The following is a 17840-nucleotide window of genomic DNA, read 5'->3' on the forward strand; positions in this document are numbered from 1 at the left end:
GTTCACACACTAGCCGGCGCCGCGCGGAATCATTCGAAGCCACTCGTGTGGTATCGCCATCCACTGATGAAGGAGTCCGGCGAACCAGTGCGCCAATCTGGCGGCCCCAAGGACCACAACGGCGCGCTGAGAGGAGGAGCCCCTACCGGAACGCATTCCCCTTCGACGTCAGTGCCTTCACCCGCTCTACGGTCCAGACTGCAAGCACATCCACCTTGCGCTTGCGACCCGTCTCCTTGTGCGTATCGATTTCCTGTTCCGCGATAATGTCCTTGATACCGTCCGCGTCGAGAGCCGAAAGCCGCTCCAACAGAACTTCTTCCCCATCAACCTTGAAGATCTCGAACGGGTCGAAAGCGCCGGGCTCCCGCTTCACCTTCGGGGCAGCAGCACGACGACGCGGCGCCGGCGCAGAAGCAGGTACCGCAGCGGCGGATCCATCCGACGGAACTGCGAAAGCGCTTTCGATTGCCTTCGCGAAGCGCGGGGTACGGGCAGCTTCCTCTGCAACTACCTGAACCAGTTTGGCCAGCAACACCGATGCCGAGGCATTGGTTGCTCCCAACTTGAGGAGCGCTGCACCGGTTTCCTGCACCTGCACGCGACGACGCGCCTCATCGATACCCGCACTCATAGCTTCGCCTGCGCTTCCGTGAGAATGTTCTGCGTAATTGCACGCATCTGATCGAACTGACCTGCATTGCCGTACTTCACCTTCAAAGTGCTGTACGGGTGAAACTCCGCCGACGCGGCAATCTGATTCGACTCCGCGAGATACTCCGGTAATACGTGAGGGACGTTGGGATCGCGTCGAAGATTTCGCACAGTCGTGCGGTGCACCGCCGAGTTGGACTTGTACTTGGTGATCACCAACCCGAGTTCGAAGAGTTCACGGCCGAGTTCTTTGCCGAACTTCGCGATGTGCGTCTGGATCTGCGGAATGCCGTACGTGGAGAGCACATCCGGGATCGTGGGGATCACGTAGCCGTCAGCCATGGCCAATCCGTTGAGTGTGATCGGCCCGAGATTCGGCGGGCAATCGATCAGAACGTAGTCGTAGTACGGCATCACCGGGGCGACGGCATCCCTCAACAATTCAACCGGCTTGGTGGAGTTCCGATCAGCAACCCGAAGGGCACTGATCTCCTCCTGCAGCTCGATCAAATCGAGAGATGAGGGAAGCAGATCCACACCCGTCACTCGCTTGACCGGAGAAACTCCGCGCTGAATCGAGGCTTCAAGATCGAAGTTCGACGTGCCATCGACGGCGTCGCGGAAAATGGTTGCGCTGGTCAGCCCTTGCTTGTTGAGTTCGAGCCAGTGATCCTCACTGATCATCATCGTCGTCAGATTGATCTGCGCATCGAGGTCGATCAACAGCACGCGCTGACCGAATTCGAGCGACATGAACTCGGCCAACCCCGCGGTGATCGTCGTCTTACCGACGCCGCCCTTGAGGTTGATCGTCGCAATCGTCTTAGCCATCAGAACCCATTCCTGTCTCCCACCACAACACACCTAGTTCGCATCGACGATCGCCCCTGTCCCTGACTGCTTCACCCGAAAACCGATTCGCCCCAACGGCTCCGCCGCGTGCGGAAGCGCGTACGAGAACAACGTCGCAAAACCGCGCGAGTCCACGGGACCAGCCTGTGCCCGTTTCAACTGACGAGGAGCCGGATCGTTGGCCAATACCAGAATCAATGCACCGCGAGTCTTCCGATGAAGAGCACCCGCAAGCGGTCCACCGTTCTTCTTCGGGCTGCCCGCAATGTGCTCGATCGCATCGCGCTCACGGACGGCCGTACCGGTGAAACCTGTTCGGTACTCGCGTTCCTGACGCTTGCGATTGACGATCGGAAGTTTCTCGTGCCAACCCTTGATCTCGATCGGCTCCCGGGTCTTGGGGTACGGCAGCAGAACTGCAAAATCCTTGAGCAATCCGGATTCGATTGCGGTCGAAAGCGCTTCGCGGTGGGGACCGAAATCCCACCCGTTCGCCCACTCGAACTGGTCGACGGCCTCCAACACCACATGGGCAGGGACAATGCCGTATCGCGCAGTGAACGATCGCGAAACATCATCCTTGTCAACGAAATTGAAGGACCCTGTTTCGCCCAACGACTTCAATAATGGTGCAACCGCGTCGAAGTGCCGAGCGTTGATCGAACCGTCGCCTCGCGGGGGCTGCATCGTGAAGCTGAAACTTTCACCGCCCATGCCTCGATAAACCAGATCGGCGTTGAACATCTTGTTTCGAGCCGTTGGCCTGAGCCACGGCAGCTGCTGAAACACCATCGGCGGCACATCGCGTGGAGTGACCCACGGTTCGCCCTTCTCATTCACACCGCTGAACCGAATGAGCTCACGCCGGAACTCTTCCTCGTCCCGAACGATCGCCTCGAATGCCTTGTACATGTCGTAGTCCGCGCCGGCGGGCCCGCCAACCGTGCGGCCGATGAACAGGCGCACCAGGTCTCGGTACCCGGGGCGGAATCCGAACCATCGACCCATCTGCATCAACGTGTCAGCTTGGCCCGTTCGACGCGTGTAATAAGTGATGGTCAGGCCCTCGACCGTGAAGCCGCGACTCAGCTTCGTTCCGCCGACAAGGATCTTCCACACTCCCCGTTCTTGGAAATCGAGGGAATCCTGGTTGTAGTCCTTCTCAGCCGCTCCATTGACCACGATGACGGGGCTGGTGCCCTCCGAGATCCTGTCGTAGGCGGCGCCGATGAACTCCTCCAACTCGGCAAACGACCCAGGGTTTGGCAGTTCACTGCCCCGAGCCGCACTCACCACCGCAAAGTCCTCGGCCCAGAGCTTGTCGAGCCTGGAAAGACTTTTGGCCTGGCTGTATCCGGCCGATTTCCACAAAGCTTTGAAGTCGTCCGCTACAGCAACATGCTCGGCCTGCTTCACCGATTCGTGCACCAGCATCGTGTGGTGCCGATACAGCTTGGCGCCCTTCGATTCCCGGAAAAGCTTGATCGCCCCGGTCAGGACAAACGAGTCGAGGGCCCGCAATTGCTCGGCGGAACGATCCTCGTCGCACTCGGCCCGGAGATCCCGTACGTACGCTTTCTGGTTCGAATTGGCCGGAGTCTTGTCGTCGTCTTCGAGATCGTCTAGATCGTGGAAGTCCGCACCACCCATGTACGGGCCGGGCCGCTCGAGACTGACGATGAAGTCCGAAGGAAAGACGTTGACGCTGTCTTCCGGATCGACAAACACATTGGCAAAAGGTGTTGCGGTGTAACCGATGTACTGGGCACGCTCGAGTAGACCGAGGATCTCGGCAATCTGACCGTTGATCGCCGTCCGCTCGACCTGCTCGGTTTTCATCTTCTTCGGATCGATCGTGTTCACCGATGCCTGATCGGCTTCGTCGTCGATGATCAGGGCAGGAATCTGATCGAGTTCGGTCGGCACTTTCTTCAGATCGGCCACCAGCTTCTTGAGGCTGGAGACGTTCTTCTTCACGACCGCGATGCGAATATTGCTGGGGTACAGATTCTTCGGATCATTCAGCGGAAGGGAGTGATCCACGGTTTCGAAGTGCAGTGCGCTCAGGCCCGCGAGCAGGCTCTTGTAGTCAAAGGTCGAGGTGGTGAGTCGACGGATAGCCGGGATTTCATTGGTCTTGTTCGGATCGATTTCGTGTTCGAGAAAGTTCCCGTCCCGCCAGTCCTCGTCGTTGGCGTAGTCGTCGTCCACACCGGCACTGATGTTTTGACGACCGACCAATTCCATGTCGAGGCGTCGCTGAGTCTGGCTCCGGAGAATCTCGATCGTGCCGGTCAACACGATGACCAAGCGGTACCCAGCGTCGATCGCCTTGGCCACCACGCCGCTGAAATTCGCCGTCTTCCCGCTCTGGACGTAGCCGACCACCAAACCTTTGGACTGATACGGCTCGGGCCGCGTCGGATCCGCAAGCCGGTGCACAACCTCAGTGGTTGCAATGTCCAGCTTTCCGATTGTCGCCTCGTCCCAGTTCTTGTCGGCTAAAACTCGCTTGTAAGCGCGCCAATAGAAGTCGTGCTCGCGCCGGCGTTCGGAGGTGTACCAGGGGTCCCACGGCTGCTGAGCCGCAATGACAACGGGCCCACCTTCGCGAGGGAAGTGCGCATCCATCTCGGCGTGGGCGTCGACCGGCAATCCCAACAAGTCGTAGATCCGAGCCCGCCGTTCCGGACTTTGCGGAACAGTCGAGCCTACCCACGTCTCGACACTTTCCGCATCCCACTGCCGTAGACGCGAGGTGAGCGCCGTTCGTACACCGACAGCACTCTCATCGAGGAACACATCGATGATGTCCGCGATGGTCAGGCCATCCGGATAGCTCGCTCGCAGGCGCGCGTTGACCGGGTAGAGCACGTTCTCGGGCGGAAACCCGTCACCGAGTTCACGCGCAACCGCACGGAATACTTCATCACTCACTGCACTACCTGCTCCCGGTGCGCTGCCACTGCGGAAATCAACACTTCCTGCCACGCCTGCATCTTTTCCCTCTGACGAGCGCCGATTCTCGTTCCTTCGAACATCTCACTCACCAACAGGAAGACAAGAGTCTTGAGCACCGGAGCATCAGCCGGGTCGAGACTGCGACGTCCGAGCAGATCACGCCGAAAACGCGCATTGATCCACAAAGTCCGAGTCTTGAGGTCGACTTCGAAGAACTGATCACGCGCCAAGGCTCGCCAACCCACAGCAACAGGATCATCACCGACGCTGAATTCGAAGGCGTCGCTGAAGGAATCGAGCACGTCTTCCGGAAAGCCGGACGCCGGCTCGATGACGCTGATCGGCCGAGGTGCAGAACTTCGGGCTGCCCGCACGACGCGCTCGGCATCGGTCAGATACGAACGGAATCCACCGTTGCAATCCGTGAAGACGGCCCCGTCGACGGCAGCCGACGCAGTGGCGTCGAGCGTCACCCCCGATTTCTCGGGATTGATGGTGATGTGCTGCAGCAGAGAATCGTTCAGATCGACAGCAATTCGTGCCAATCCGTAGTCCGGTCGGCCCCGCACTATCGCGTTCCAGCCGCCGATCTGCAGGAGTCGATCGTGCCGATAGAAGTAGAGCCCCTGCTGGTCGCGGCCGGGGGCGCCGTGGATGCGAAATTCCGGTGCATTGCTCCGGGCGGGCCACATGTGAGCTTCGGCGGTTACTGTGGCACCGGCGATCGACACGGTAAGTGTCCGAGGGTAGTTGGGGTCGCCGGTGCGCGGATACCGGAACGGGTCGATGGCACTGACTGTGCGCAGCGCGCCGGCGCGTCCCGCTTCGACGTCGAAGACATCCACAGTCAGAGCGATCCGGCCGGATTCGATGAGACGGTGAAATACGACGCCGAGGTGACTGCGCACGTCGTTGATGGTCTGTTCGAGCCAGCTGGTCTGCTCGTCCGCGTGCGCGGACATGAGAAATGTTGTGATGCCGCGCCATTCGACAACAGTTCCGGTGTCGAAGGGAAAGCGGGGCGTGACTGCGTCGAAGAATTCTTCGGCTTGCCGGTCCTCGATCACCGAAACTGATTGACGCCCCTGCACTGAGGCCGAGTCGATCTCGCGGCCCTGCGTCGGGTGCCCGGACTTTCGAGACCACACTCGGAGCAACCGAGCCTGACTCAACGACGCCGCCTTCATCCCTACACCGAAATGACCCAGGTCCCCGGCGGCATAGTCGCGCCGGCGGCCGTAGGTCATCGCGGAATCAATGGTGTCACTGTCCATGCCGGAGCCGTTGTCGATCACCATCATCGACACGATCCGTGTGCCGTCCTGAACGAACCTGATCAGCACGTGGGAGGCCGCGGCGTCGAGGCTGTTGTCGATCAGATCGGCGAGCGCTGTCGCGATGGTGTGGTGCAAGCCGATGGCGCCGGCGAGGGACTCGTCCGCAGCAAGGATCTTGGTGCCCACTATGCGGGTGTCCGCGACGTCAGTCATGGGATGCATCCTTACCGTCTACCTCGTCGATTTCGGATGCTTCGCCGCGCCGCCATGCCGCCTCCAGGAAGTCCAGAACCACGTCTTCACCACGATCTTCGTACGCGCGCAGTATCTTTCGTGGACGGTCTTCGCCGTCCAGACACACTGCTTCGGCGAGAATCCGCACCACATGTCTCTCGGCAGTTCGCAATGGCTCGCGATTGCCAACCTCTGCGAGTGCCTGACGTAGTGGGTCGATGTCAGAGTGGACAATCGCCGGTCGGACCACGCGGAAGGTTCCGTCTTGCCACAGCTCGAGCAACACGTCTTCGCCCTCGACAGCGGAGAGTTCACGCAGGAATCGGCGGATAGTGCCGAACGTCGGCTGCGCTCCGGTCCACCGAACTGCTTGAACGCCGAGGTGGCTCTCCAACTCGATGGTCTCACCGCGCACACAGCCGGCAGCGACCGCGACACCGGCGGGTACAGCAAACCCGGAACCCCGTAGATGATCGGAGGTCACGGTCAGTCGATACCGCCACGTACTACCTGACCGATACAGGCGGCGAGTCAACTCTGGCGTCTTCGCAGTGTTACGTGTCCGCTTACGCCGGACTATCCCGTCACCACCAATGTTGAACTCACTGGTTCCTTCAGCCTCTCCCGAAGAAAGCGATTCCTCCCCAACGGAATCCGCACTTCCCCAGGCGTGCAGCCGCCACACTGCGCCGTCGAGCGCCACGCGATCGTCGGCCTCGAGCGCGCGCTCGATCGACCGGTCACTGCGATCGGACTTCAGCAACTCCACAAGCTCCACGACGGACTTCGGCGATCCGACGGCTTCGAGCGCGCCGACTGCCAGATCGGAGATCCGACGCGCACGCGTCAGCGCAGACTCCGCCACAACGACAACGCCGCACCACGCAAGCCACTTCTCCAGTTCGCCGCGTGACATCGACACCACTTCGGCGACGTCGTCGAGTGCAACCACACCGTTCGGGGACTCAAAGTCCTCGAGCAAGGTCTGAGTCCGCTTCTTGGCCTCCGCGACGCCCGGAGCGGCAGCCCAACCGTCAGTCACCTCGAAGTAGTCGTCGAGACGGTCCAGAACCAACCACAGCGGAACTCCGTAACCAGGCACCTCCGCCGCGATGCTCGGATGCACGTCGAGGAGGCGATCAAGCGAAGCTACCGGCTGAATCTCGACCCGCAGGCTGGCAAGCAGGTTCCCCACCGCCGTCCCGAATCCGCACGCCGCGTTGAGTTTGGCTTTCACGTCGGCCTCGATCTGCCCGACTCGCCCCGAGCCCACACCGAGCTTGGCTCCGATCGCTCCCCTGCGCTGCGGAACTCGCGCCACGATCCGCTCACGCAACACCAACGACTCCCGCTCATCCAGCTGCGAGAAGAGATTGTCGATCTCGTCCATCGCGTCGGTACGGTCCGTGTCGGGCAAGTCGTTCGGCGTCAGAGCCGAGATCCGGGCGGCAACTTCCTGAATCGAGGCCGGAGATTCGTCGTCGATCTCGACGGTGACGAGTGGTCTGCTGTCCTGACCTCGGACCCGTCGCCACATAGCAAGCTGAGCGAGATCGTCGAGCAGCGCTGTGATCGCGGGTGGGGCACCTGCTTCCTCATTGGCCTCGACGCGGGCGAGCGGAGTCGTCATGACCGCACAGACCAACAGGTTGAGCACTATGTCGTGCACCGTCTGTTCGCTCGTTCCGCGCACGCCGAAGATCTCAGCGGTCGTGTGCATCAGCAGTCCGCCGATTGCTTTGTCGGTGGTGAGCCGAGACAGTGCAGTCACTGCGCGAGTATCGAGACTCAACACCTCCAGCGGGAGATCTTCACCAAGTAGCGGAAAGCTCGCTCTTAATACCGCTGCCGCGTGGTGAGCGATGTAGAGGGACGCCAGCTCGGAGAGAACCTTCTCGAGATCGACCTCGAGAACAGTGAACGACGGCGCTTCGCTGAACCACCAATCAGGTGACGGTGCCAGCGGCTCGAGCAGCGCAGCACGATCGGATACGTAGTCGTCCAGCCAAGGAAACAGATCGACCCACAGCGTCTGACTCAGCTCGTTCGCGGGAAGCGAGTTCACACCCAACGTCAACGCACTACTCCCACTCACGGATACCTTCATTGCGGTCAAAACCGACCGCGATGTCGGTAACAAGTTACTGCAGCTCGTGAGCGGTCGCAGCGCCGGACCCGCTTACCCGACAGTCAGACTTCTCCGCTCAGTCGACGGCGGTGAAACCCTTCGCCCGATCTTTGTCGGCCGAGGTCCACAGCGTCGTCGACAGTTCCGCCTTCACCAGCGGGATGACCTCTTCCGCAAAGCAGCGCAAAGTGTCCTTCTGCTGCTCGAAGTCGAGCACATGATTGACCGACACCGATTGGAAATCGTGGCCGTAGCTCTGGTGGTAATCGAGGATCTTCTCGGCGACTCGCTCAGACGACCCGACCAACGCCGGCCCGCGATCGACGGCCTCTTCGATGGTCCGGAAACTCGTCGACTTTCCGACAGCTTTGGGATCGTGCTTGCGTTTGTCGGCCTGCGCAACGGCGCCTTCGTAGATCGGACGGAACTCTTCGATCGCTTGTTCGGTCGTGTCGGCGAGGAACAATCCGCCCGAACCCGATCCGACGTACGCCTTGGACGGGTCGTGCCCGTACGCCAGGTACTGCTCGCGGTAGTGGTCGATCAGCACTTTGTAGTTCTCACGAGGCTGGAAGGCGTTGGCGGTGACGATGGGGTCGCCCCACTTCGCCGCGAGTTCGACGGCCTCGAACGAGGTAGCCGATCCGTGCCAGATACGGAACGGGCCGTCGAAAGGACGCGGTAACGTCGTCGCGTCCTCGAGCGAAGGCCGGTGCGTTCCCACCCACTTGACGTTTTCCTCGCTGATCAGCAGTTTGAGGAGTTCGTAGTTCTCGGTGAGGTACTCGTACTGCTTGGTGATGTCCAGACCGAGGAGCGGGTATTGAAGAACCTCGTTGCCCTTGCCGATCACGATCTCGAGGCGTCCCCGGCTGAGTTGATCGATGGTTCCGAAATCTTCGGCGACTCGGATCGGATCAAGTAGCGAAAGGACCGTGACACCTGTCGACAGCAGGATTCTGTCCGTGGCCTGCGCAATCGCCCCCAAAACGACGGTTGGCGCCGACGAAAGAACCGGCCCGGCATGGCGCTCACCCACCGAGAACGAATCGATACCCAGTTCTTCGGCGAGAACCGCCAGTTCGACGACGCGGTTGAGCCGATCGGACGGGGCAACTTCCTCGCCGGTCACTGGATGGGGTGGGTTGAAAATGATGTCCAGAACCTGAAAACGCATGACCCGTCTTTCTCGATAACCGCACAGCGCGCCTGTCCCTCGGAGGCTAGTGCGCGACTGCTCGACGGATCCGCCATCCGAGGATGTTCCCAACGCAATGACGTCGCGAAACACGCTACTCAGCAACATCTTTCGACTCAATAAGACCATTCGGTCGATAAAACTCTCACCGATCCGAAGTCGACCGAAAACATGCCGAACTCCCGCCAGGCAGGACCTGTGTCACCAACCAAACGAGCGCACGGTAAACATGAAGTACTAAGAGTGCGTTCCCTTATCGTTAAGAGGTACTTGTTATGAACGGTGCGGCGGCCATCGGTGATGGCATATTCCAGATTCCTGTCCCGATCACGGACAACCCGCTCGGGCACACGCTCGTCTACGCCATGGAATCCCCCGGCGGACTGATCTTGGTCGACGCTGGTTGGGGTGACGACAACGGCTGGCAGGGCCTCAACGCGGGGCTCGCCGAGATCGGACATTCGGTGACCGACATCGAGGGCGTTGTGGTTACGCACTTCCATCCGGACCACACCGGACTGTGCGGACGGGTCCGCGAGGCATCCGGCGCCTGGATTGCCATGCACGAGGACGACCACTACCTGTTCGATCAGATGGCCACTGCGCGTAACGAGGAGTGGATGGCGTACCAGCTCGACAACATGGAACGTGCCGGAGCGCCCGCAGCTGACCGTGATGCCTTCCGACTGGCTGCCGCGGGTGAGTCTCCCGTGGGCCCCGAGTCCGCTCCCGACCGCCTTCTCGTCGACGACGAGATCATCGCACTCACCGGCCGCGGCCTCCGCGTTGTCTACACCCCCGGCCACACGCCTGGTCACGTCTGCTTCTACCTCGACGACGCCGACATCATGTTCACCGGCGACCACGTCCTGCAGAAGACAACACCGCACGTCGGCAACTTCGTGTACCCCCTCGACGAGCGTGACGCCCTCGCCGATTTCCTCGACTCGCTCGCACGGGTGCAGAACATGAACATCACCCGCGGTCTCGGCGCTCACGGCATTCCGATCGACGACGTCGGAGGTCGCGCCGGTGAGCTGATCGAGCATCACCAGGAGCGACTCGATCACCTGCTCCAGGAGTTCGCCGACGACAAGCTCACTGTGTGGGACGTCGCGGCAAAGATGAAGTGGTACAAGCCGTGGGCCGAGATCTCCCCGATGGGAAAGACGATGGCGTTGTCCGAGGGCGCAGCTCACCTTCGCCATCTGGTTGCCCGAGAGCAGGTCTCTCAGGTTCCCGGCTCCGAGCCCGCGCTCTTCGCTCGCTCCGTCTGAAAGATCAGGGCCGACAAGCACTCGGCTCGTCGGCCCTGATCTCTATTCCGCTTCGGCCTGATCGACTATTCGGGTCGACGCCGATCGCGGCACCACCACCACCGGAACCGGTGAGTACCGCACGATCTTCGCCGCCCGACTGCCGAGGAAGACCCGGGCCAGTGGACCTGCCTTGCTCGAGCCGACAGTCAGAACGTCACCTCGATCCCACTCGACGCCCTCGAGCGCCTCGGCCCAGTTACGACCATGGCTGATAACCGATTCCATGACGTCGGGAATTTCGGGCAGTGCACGCACGCGCTCGAAGGCAGCATTGGTCTCGCGCTCGACCACCTCGGCCCACTCGGAGATGACCGGTGAATCCCCCTCGGTCCCGAGCGTGGTCGTGTACTGCGCGTTCGCACGAACTGCAAACGCCGCCAATCTGAGTCCGGCATCGACACGCGCAGCCACGGTAGCGGCGGCGAGCACCAGATCGTCTTGATCGGGTGTGCCCGAGTATGCGGCGGTGACGCGGCGAACCACCTCACCGGGCTTGGTTCGAAATCCCCTCGGCGCCAGGGCGACCGGAACGTCGGAGCTGTGCAGCAAGCGTGAGGTGACACTGCCGAGAGCCACGTGACCGAACACCCCGGCGGTCGACGAATCCAGGACGATCATCTTGGCTTCGTGCTCGTGAACGAGATCAAGTAGGCCACTCGACGTCGACTGAGCCTCATGCACGACATAGGTCACGTCGACTTCCGAGGGCATGTCAGCCCGCGCTTTCGCCAGCGCCGCTTCGGCTTCGGCTCGCAACTGCTGGTGGTATTCGGCGTCGACCCGCGCCATTCCGGGCGGTGGCGGCGAGGGAATCACCGCGCAGATCACCAACGGTTCACCGGACGAGCGCGCCAACAGCGTTGCCAGATGGACGGTTCCGGAGCTGTCACCGTCGGGTGCGTATCCCGCGAGCAGCGTCATAACTCGGACTCCGATCCCAATTCGGCGCGGTTCTTCGCACCGAGGCGCGAGTGCTTCATACCGTAGGCGAAGTACCAGATGATCGCGACGGTCACCCAGACGAGGAATACGTAGATCGTGACGGTTCGGAGGTCCTTGATGATCCACAGGCAGCCCAGGATCGAGAGGATCGGCGTCACCGGATAGCCGGGAACTTTGAAGCTGCGCGGCAGGTCCGGGTCACTGCGCCGCAGGATGATGACCCCGACCGAGACCACGAGGAAGGCCACCAGGGTTCCGATGCTGGTCATTTCGGCGAGGAAGTTGATCGGAATGAAACCGGCCAGAATGCTGATGACGACGCAGACGATAATGGTGTTGGGCACCGGCGTCAGAGTCCGCGGGTTCACCTTGTGGAAGATCGACGGAATCATGCCGTCGCGTGACATCGCGAACAGAATGCGGGTCTGACCGTAGATGACCACGAGCGTGACGCTGCAGATCGAGATCACCGCACCGGCGGCCAGAAGTGTTCCCGGCCAGGTAGATCCGGTCACCTGTTCGAGGATGGCGGACAGCCCGGCTTCCTGACCTTCGAACGATGCGGAATCCTGTGCACCGATCGCCACGGCGACAACGGCGATGTAGATCGCGGTGACAGACACGAGCGCAATGAGGATCGCGAGAGGGAGATTGCGACGAGGGTTCTTCACTTCTTCGCCGGCGGTGGACACAGCGTCGAGGCCGATGTACGAGAAGAAGATGATTCCGGCGGCGGACATGACGCCACTGAATCCGAACGGTGCGAAGTCGGCGAAGTGATTGCTGTTCCATCCGGCGATGCCGACCACGATGAAGAGCAGCAGAATTGCGAGTTTGATCGAGACCATGATGGCGTTGGCCTTGGCCGATTCACTGGCGCCGCGAATGAGCAGAACACCGCACAGGCACACCAGGATCACTGCGGGCAGATTGATGATGCCGCCCTGCTCCGGCGCTTGTGACAGCGCGTCGGGGATCTGGAACCCGAAGAGGTTGCCAAGTAGCTGGTTCAAGTATTGCGACCATCCGACGGACACCGCCGCGGCCGAGACTCCGTACTCGAGAAGCAGACACGCGCCGACGGCCATGGCCGGAAGCTCTCCGAGCGTCGCGTAAGCGTAGGAATACGACGAGCCCGACGCCGGGACAGCTCCGGCCAACTCCGCGTAACAAATCGCCGTGAGTCCCGCGACGACACCGGCAACAACGAAGGAGATGATCACTGCCGGACCCGCAACCGGGACTGCCTGCGAGAGGACGAAGAAGATGCCGGTGCCGATCGTGGCGCCGATGCCGAACATGGACAACTGCGCCAAACCGATACTTCGGGTCAGCTCGCCGCCGTTGGTATCTGCGCCGGTCTCCTGGTCTATCTGCAAAGCCGGCTTGCGCCGAAGTACGTGTTTGACGAGAGTAGCCATCGACGCTCCTCTAGAGTGCCTGGTAGGAAACTGTTGTATCCTCATACTGCACGTAAGTGTCCTGCGACACAACAGTTGGAGCAAAGTTGCCCAGCTCACGCCAACCGTCCGGTCTGGAATGCCCGGATCGTGAACCGCCTCCGGAGAAAACAGGGAGATCATGACCGGACCGACCATCACCGTCGACCTGCGTCGTATCGAACAGAATGCGCGCGTCCTCGTCGAAGCGTCCAATGCCAAGGGTATTGAGGTGGCGGGCGTCAGCAAATCTACATGTGGCTCCCCCAAGGTGGCGCGAGCAATGGTCCGCGGCGGCGTCGCACAGATCGCCGACTCCCGCCTGGACAACCTGGCCCGCATTCGCCGCGACGGCATCACCGTTCCCCTGATGCTGATCCGCGCACCGTCGCTCAACGAGATCGACGACACGATCCGCTACGCGGACATCAGCCTCAATTCCGAGTTGACGACGATTGTTGCTCTGGGCAGAGCAGCACGGACGCGAGGAGTCGTCCACGACATCGTGCTGATGATCGACCTCGGAGATCTCCGCGAAGGAATCCTGCCGGCGGAGGCGTTGGACGTAGTCGCTGAAATCCTTCCCATCGAGGGCATCAGACTGATCGGAATCGGCGCGAACCTCGCGTGCGTCGGTGGCATCCAGCCGACCGTCGACAACCTGTCGAATCTGGTCTACCTTGCCGACGAAATCACGAAGCGGTTCTCGATCGAACTGCCGATCGTTTCCGGCGGCAATACGTTCTCGCTGCCACTACTCGAGACGGGCACGATGCCCGAGGGGATCAACCATCTGCGTTTGGGCGCCAGCATTGTTCTGGCCGAATCACCTACTCCCCCCGGACTGTACGAACTGCTGAACAGTGATGCTTTCACCCTCACCGCGGACATCATCGAGGCCAAGGTCAAGCCGTCGCGGCCGTATGGAGTCTCAGGCGAAGACGCATTCGGCCGACGCCCCGTCTTCGACAACGAGGACAAGCCGAGCCGACGCCTGATCTTGTCCATCGGCCGCGAGGACATCTCGCCGGAAGGCTTGACCCCGATCGATCCGCGATTGAAGGTGATCAGTGCCAGCAGCGATCACCTCCTCGTCGACGCCGGAGAAACAGGTGACGAATACCGACTGGGTGGCACCGTCGACTTCACGATCGATTACGGCGCGCTCTTGATGGCGATGACATCGCCCTACGTCGAAAAGCGCTACGTCCTGGGCACCGAACCGATCGATGCCAATGCGACCGTCGAATTGATCGATCTCGAAACTACCGGGCTGGCAAGCCATCTCCTCGATCACGGTCTACGCGAGGACATGTCCGGAATCGGTTTCAACTGCATTCAAGCCGAGAACGCCGCCGCGGATCTCACAACGCTGCCGCTGTGGCTCACTACCGAGGCCTGGCAGAACACCAGAATTCCGATTGCCACCGAACCCGGAACCGATTTGGGTGCAATCATTTTCGCCTCCCACGGCGATATCGAACAACTGCTGTCGTCGGCGGCGGATCTGCACGGCCCCAGTTTGGAGAACACCGTCCTGGTGGGCGTCAAGAACGCCACGGTCGATCACAAGCGCGCACTCGACGAGTACGGGGTATTGCTGGTGACGATCGACGAGATCGATCGCCATGGCATGGCGGCCTTGATGCCTCGCGTCCTCGCCGCGGCGGGCCAGGGTGTGAACGGCGTCCACGTCCATTTCGACATGGACATCATCGACGGACGTGTTCTCGGAGTCGACGACACGACACATCTGGGCGGCCTCACATTCCGAGAAGCGCACCTCGCCGCCGAATTCATCAGCGAGACCGGCCTGACGAGATCGATTTCGATCGGCAGCGTCGCGGCAGCGGATTCCGATCCCCTCGGACGGCAAGCGACCTTCGTCGACGGACTGGTTGCATCGCTGCTCGGGCGCAAGGTGGTCAAAGCCTGACGCTGTCGGCAGCCCTTGCGAGAATCGTCCGATGATCACGCGGAGCTCCGGTCAGCACGTATTCATCGCACTCGGCACGCCATGGATCGATGCCGTGGTCGCGTTTCTCGAACCCCGAGCCCGTGTCGATCCCTGGATCATGCACGGAAAGATGGCCATCGGTGACCTGCTGGTCACGGTTCTCGACACCACTCCTCGCACGCTGCTCTGCATCGAGACCGTGGCTGCGCCCTTCGACGGCACGTCGCCGATGGAAGTCGATGAACGCCCGTACGAACTCCACGGTTTGCCCACCGTTCCAGAACTCGAACAACGATGGTCCATCACGTTTCCCACGGATCCTGGGCCGGTCGACGACGCACTGGCCGACCGGATTCTCACGGCCGGCCAGTCACACTATGCGCACTACTTCGGCGACATCGACACGCTGGATCCGACGTCCACAGCTGCCCACGCCCGAACGTTGATGAACGAGCGGGGCAACTGCACAGGTTGCAGCTCACCGATGCCGTTGCGAAAGTTCAACAGCAGCGATCGCCTTCACTTTCATTCCGCATCACGGATCTTCAGGCAGGCTGAACCTGGTGACGACTACCCAGCCGTCCTGTGCCGCAAGTGCACCGGAAGGATGGCCACGTCTGGGCACACCAACTTCATCGACTACATGCTGGCGAAAAATCCACCGTGCCCACACTGCGGTGCACACAGAACCGCTCAGTGTGCCCCGGGGATGCCGGTCCATCCGTTCGATCACCTACCGTGGCTCGCCGTAACTGGCTGCGTCGTGGGACCGGACACCCCGGAATGGACGTGCCGAGCGTGCAGTCACTCATGGGGACAGATGTTCCCGCCGGATCACCCGCAGCACGACTGATCAGTTCGCGGCGAAGCCGGGAAGCCGATCGATGTCCGCGATGATCGAATACTCCGCGGCGTCACCCTGGAGGATTCGACTCTGCTCGCCGTGGACGTCGACGGGGACGTCGCCGGCCAATGTCACTCGGTGCACACTGCGCGCCTGAGTCCCGTAGTCGGCGATACCGTAATGCTGAGTCGCCTGGTTGTCCCAGATCGCCAGGTCGCCGGCCGACCAGTTCCATCGAACAGTGTTTTCCAACTTGATGATTCGTGCCTGCAGGATCTGGTAAAGAGCGACCGACTCCGACGGCTTGAGCCCGACGAACTCCTTGAAGAAGTGACCGAGCAGGAGGGTCTTCTCCCCCGTCGCCGGATGGATACGCACCACCGGGTGTTCGGTCTCGTAGATCTCACGGGTGAATTCGGCGTAGTAGGCCTGGCGCTGCGCGTCTACCGGGTTCGCCTGATCGACAACCTCGGCATAGTCGTAGGCATTGGTGTGAACGGCCCGCAAATTCTCGACCAAGACCTTGAGTGAAGACGGCAGTTGGTCGTACGCGGCGGTGGTCGACGCCCACGTGGTCGCTCCGCCGTACTCGGGAATGGTCGTCGCTCGCAGAATCGAGGCTTTCGGGATGCGGTCGACAAACGTCACGTCCGTGTGCCAACTGTTGGCGGCTCGGTCGAGCACCAACAGCTTGTCGCCCCTGGACTTCACCGTCGGATGCGGGGTGGTCTGGGTGCCGAGGGTTCCGGCGAATTCGTACTGCGACGTGTCGTCGAGATGATGCTGCCCACGGAAGAACACAACCTTGTGCGCTGCCAGCGCATAGTTGATCGCGTAGGCGGTCTCTTCGGACAGATCCCCCGAGAGGTGTACGCCGTCGATGCGGGCGCCGATCAGCTCACCGACCTTGTGGACAGTGATTCCGCCGGCAGCGTAGATCTGCTCCGGGGTCTGGGTGACACGTTCGAGTTCGGTGACGGACATGGCGATCTCCTGTGAGTCGGTCAAGCCTACGGGCGCGGCAGTCGTCATGGCGCTGCCTACTGTGAACACTCAATCATTTACGCTGCGGGCTCGAATACGGTTGAACTCGAGGTGATCTCAAAGTTCGCCGCTCCCTCGCCGGAGAATATTGCCGCTCACTGGGACGAGGCCGTCGTCGTTGTCGTCATGAGCTGTAGCCTGCGATCTGCCGCACCCACGTCTACGGAGGACAGCATGCAACCCGAGGGCCCTGCCGAACAGATTCGTTCAACGCTCGCTCGCATCGCGCATCTTGCCGATACCGGCTCGGTCGAGGATTACGTGGAGCAGTTCACCCGCGAGGCCGAATGGAACATGCCGGCCAACCCCGATCGCGGTATCCCCGCACAGGTACGACGCGGCCGCGAAGAAATTGCTGCTGGAGTAGTCGAGCGCAGGGCGGCCGGAATTCAAGGGCCTGGCACGTTCACGCGTCACATCACCACCGCGATCGCCGTGGACGTGACCTCGGAAACGACAGCCCGCGCGGATGCGGTGTGGACGTTCTACGTCGACACGACCACAACCCCCAAGCTCAGCGGCGTCGGGAGCTACGCGGACGAGTTCGAACTCGAAGATGGGCGGTGGCGACTGTCGCGACGGGTGATTTCGCGCGGCTGACGCTCAGTCTTCTTCGCCGGTGATCGCCTCACACCAGTCTTCGACCTGATCGATCCCCTCTTCCGTCCATTCCGGGCTCATGTCTTCCAGTGCATCGAAGACCACCTCGCAGGTCAGCATCTCTGGTGAACCCTCCGACCCCGCCGTCTCGGCGCCTTCAGCAGAAGCTGTGGCAACTGGGCCGGCGGCCAGCGCAACAGCCATCGCGCCTGTTCCGACCATCGCTTTCACACGCATCGGTTCTCCTCCTTCACTCTCGCTTCGGTCCTCGGGGTACCCGACTCGCCCCGCCCTACCCATCGCCGTCACTCATGTCCGACTTTCGGCGCCGACGGCATAGACTGAGCTCGTCGCCACCACGCTCTCGCAGCGTCGGGGCGACAGATACACA

At 61.4% G+C, this 17840-nt stretch carries 14 protein-coding genes; 4 read left to right on the forward strand and 10 right to left on the reverse strand.

The features are described from left to right. Nucleotides 1-142: 142 nt before the first annotated feature. The 6 genes from GN300_RS00635 to GN300_RS00660 all read right to left on the reverse strand — a co-directional run bounded on the left by GN300_RS00635 (nucleotide 143) and on the right by GN300_RS00660 (nucleotide 9283). The gene (locus GN300_RS00635; RefSeq protein ID WP_063316918.1) at nucleotides 143-634 is read right to left on the reverse strand and encodes a hypothetical protein; all 492 of its coding nucleotides are present in this window, start codon (nucleotides 632-634) and stop codon (nucleotides 143-145) included. After that, nucleotides 631-1485, reverse strand: coding sequence for a ParA family protein (locus GN300_RS00640; RefSeq protein WP_003940667.1), 855 nt, complete (start codon nucleotides 1483-1485; stop codon nucleotides 631-633). The genes GN300_RS00635 and GN300_RS00640 overlap by 4 nt, the downstream gene beginning before the upstream one ends. Nucleotides 1486-1518: 33 nt before the next feature. After that, nucleotides 1519-4443 (reverse strand): Z1 domain-containing protein, encoded by a 2925-nt coding sequence (locus GN300_RS00645; protein ID WP_063316919.1) that lies wholly within the window; start codon nucleotides 4441-4443, stop codon nucleotides 1519-1521. Then, complete coding sequence (locus tag GN300_RS00650; RefSeq protein WP_063316920.1) at nucleotides 4440-5957, reverse strand: ATP-binding protein; 1518 nt, start codon at nucleotides 5955-5957, stop codon at nucleotides 4440-4442. The genes GN300_RS00645 and GN300_RS00650 overlap by 4 nt, the downstream gene beginning before the upstream one ends. Further along, on the reverse strand, nucleotides 5950-8073 hold the full coding sequence (locus GN300_RS00655) for a hypothetical protein (protein WP_233405554.1): 2124 nt from the start codon (nucleotides 8071-8073) through the stop codon (nucleotides 5950-5952). Before GN300_RS00655 ends, GN300_RS00650 begins: the two co-directional genes overlap by 8 nt. A gap of 109 nt (nucleotides 8074-8182) precedes the next feature. Next, nucleotides 8183-9283, reverse strand: a complete 1101-nt coding sequence (locus GN300_RS00660) for an LLM class flavin-dependent oxidoreductase (RefSeq protein ID WP_063316922.1) — start codon at nucleotides 9281-9283, stop codon at nucleotides 8183-8185. A 296-nt stretch (nucleotides 9284-9579) separates the two neighbouring features. Between GN300_RS00660 and GN300_RS00665 the strand changes: the two genes are divergently transcribed. Next, on the forward strand, nucleotides 9580-10581 hold the full coding sequence (locus GN300_RS00665; RefSeq protein ID WP_054831764.1) for an MBL fold metallo-hydrolase: 1002 nt from the start codon (nucleotides 9580-9582) through the stop codon (nucleotides 10579-10581). Nucleotides 10582-10623: 42 nt separating this feature from the next. Here the strand turns inward: GN300_RS00665 and GN300_RS00670 are convergent, their stop codons facing one another. Beyond that, on the reverse strand, nucleotides 10624-11544 hold the full coding sequence (locus GN300_RS00670) for a universal stress protein (protein ID WP_063316923.1): 921 nt from the start codon (nucleotides 11542-11544) through the stop codon (nucleotides 10624-10626). Continuing rightward, the gene (locus GN300_RS00675) at nucleotides 11541-12986 is read right to left on the reverse strand and encodes an amino acid permease (RefSeq protein ID WP_063316924.1); all 1446 of its coding nucleotides are present in this window, start codon (nucleotides 12984-12986) and stop codon (nucleotides 11541-11543) included. The genes GN300_RS00670 and GN300_RS00675 overlap by 4 nt, the downstream gene beginning before the upstream one ends. A 160-nt stretch (nucleotides 12987-13146) precedes the next feature. On the opposite strand from GN300_RS00675, the gene GN300_RS00680 reads away from it, so the two are divergent. Together GN300_RS00680 and GN300_RS00685 are read left to right on the forward strand one after the other, a co-directional pair. Further along, nucleotides 13147-14940 carry an alanine racemase gene (locus tag GN300_RS00680; RefSeq protein ID WP_063316925.1) on the forward strand — a complete coding sequence of 598 codons (1794 nt, stop codon included), beginning with the start codon at nucleotides 13147-13149 and terminating at the stop codon, nucleotides 14938-14940. A gap of 31 nt (nucleotides 14941-14971) precedes the next feature. Continuing rightward, the gene (locus GN300_RS00685) at nucleotides 14972-15814 is read left to right on the forward strand and encodes a hypothetical protein (RefSeq protein ID WP_063316926.1); all 843 of its coding nucleotides are present in this window, start codon (nucleotides 14972-14974) and stop codon (nucleotides 15812-15814) included. Here GN300_RS00685 and GN300_RS00690 read toward each other — a convergent pair whose 3' ends face one another. After that, nucleotides 15815-16789, reverse strand: coding sequence for a TauD/TfdA family dioxygenase (locus tag GN300_RS00690; RefSeq protein ID WP_003940665.1), 975 nt, complete (start codon nucleotides 16787-16789; stop codon nucleotides 15815-15817). It abuts the gene before it with no gap. A gap of 111 nt (nucleotides 16790-16900) precedes the next feature. Between GN300_RS00690 and GN300_RS00695 the strand changes: the two genes are divergently transcribed. Further along, entirely contained in the window at nucleotides 16901-17449 is a 549-nt protein-coding gene (locus GN300_RS00695; RefSeq protein ID WP_233405555.1) for a nuclear transport factor 2 family protein, read from the forward strand. 3 nt (nucleotides 17450-17452) lie between these two features. Here GN300_RS00695 and GN300_RS00700 read toward each other — a convergent pair whose 3' ends face one another. Beyond that, on the reverse strand, nucleotides 17453-17686 hold the full coding sequence (locus GN300_RS00700; RefSeq protein ID WP_024488025.1) for a hypothetical protein: 234 nt from the start codon (nucleotides 17684-17686) through the stop codon (nucleotides 17453-17455). Between the last annotated feature and the right edge of the window lie 154 nt (nucleotides 17687-17840).

Source organism: Rhodococcus sp. Ni2, from assembly GCF_021352185.1.
Taxonomy (GTDB): Bacteria; Actinomycetota; Actinomycetes; order Mycobacteriales; family Mycobacteriaceae; genus Rhodococcus_F; species Rhodococcus_F qingshengii.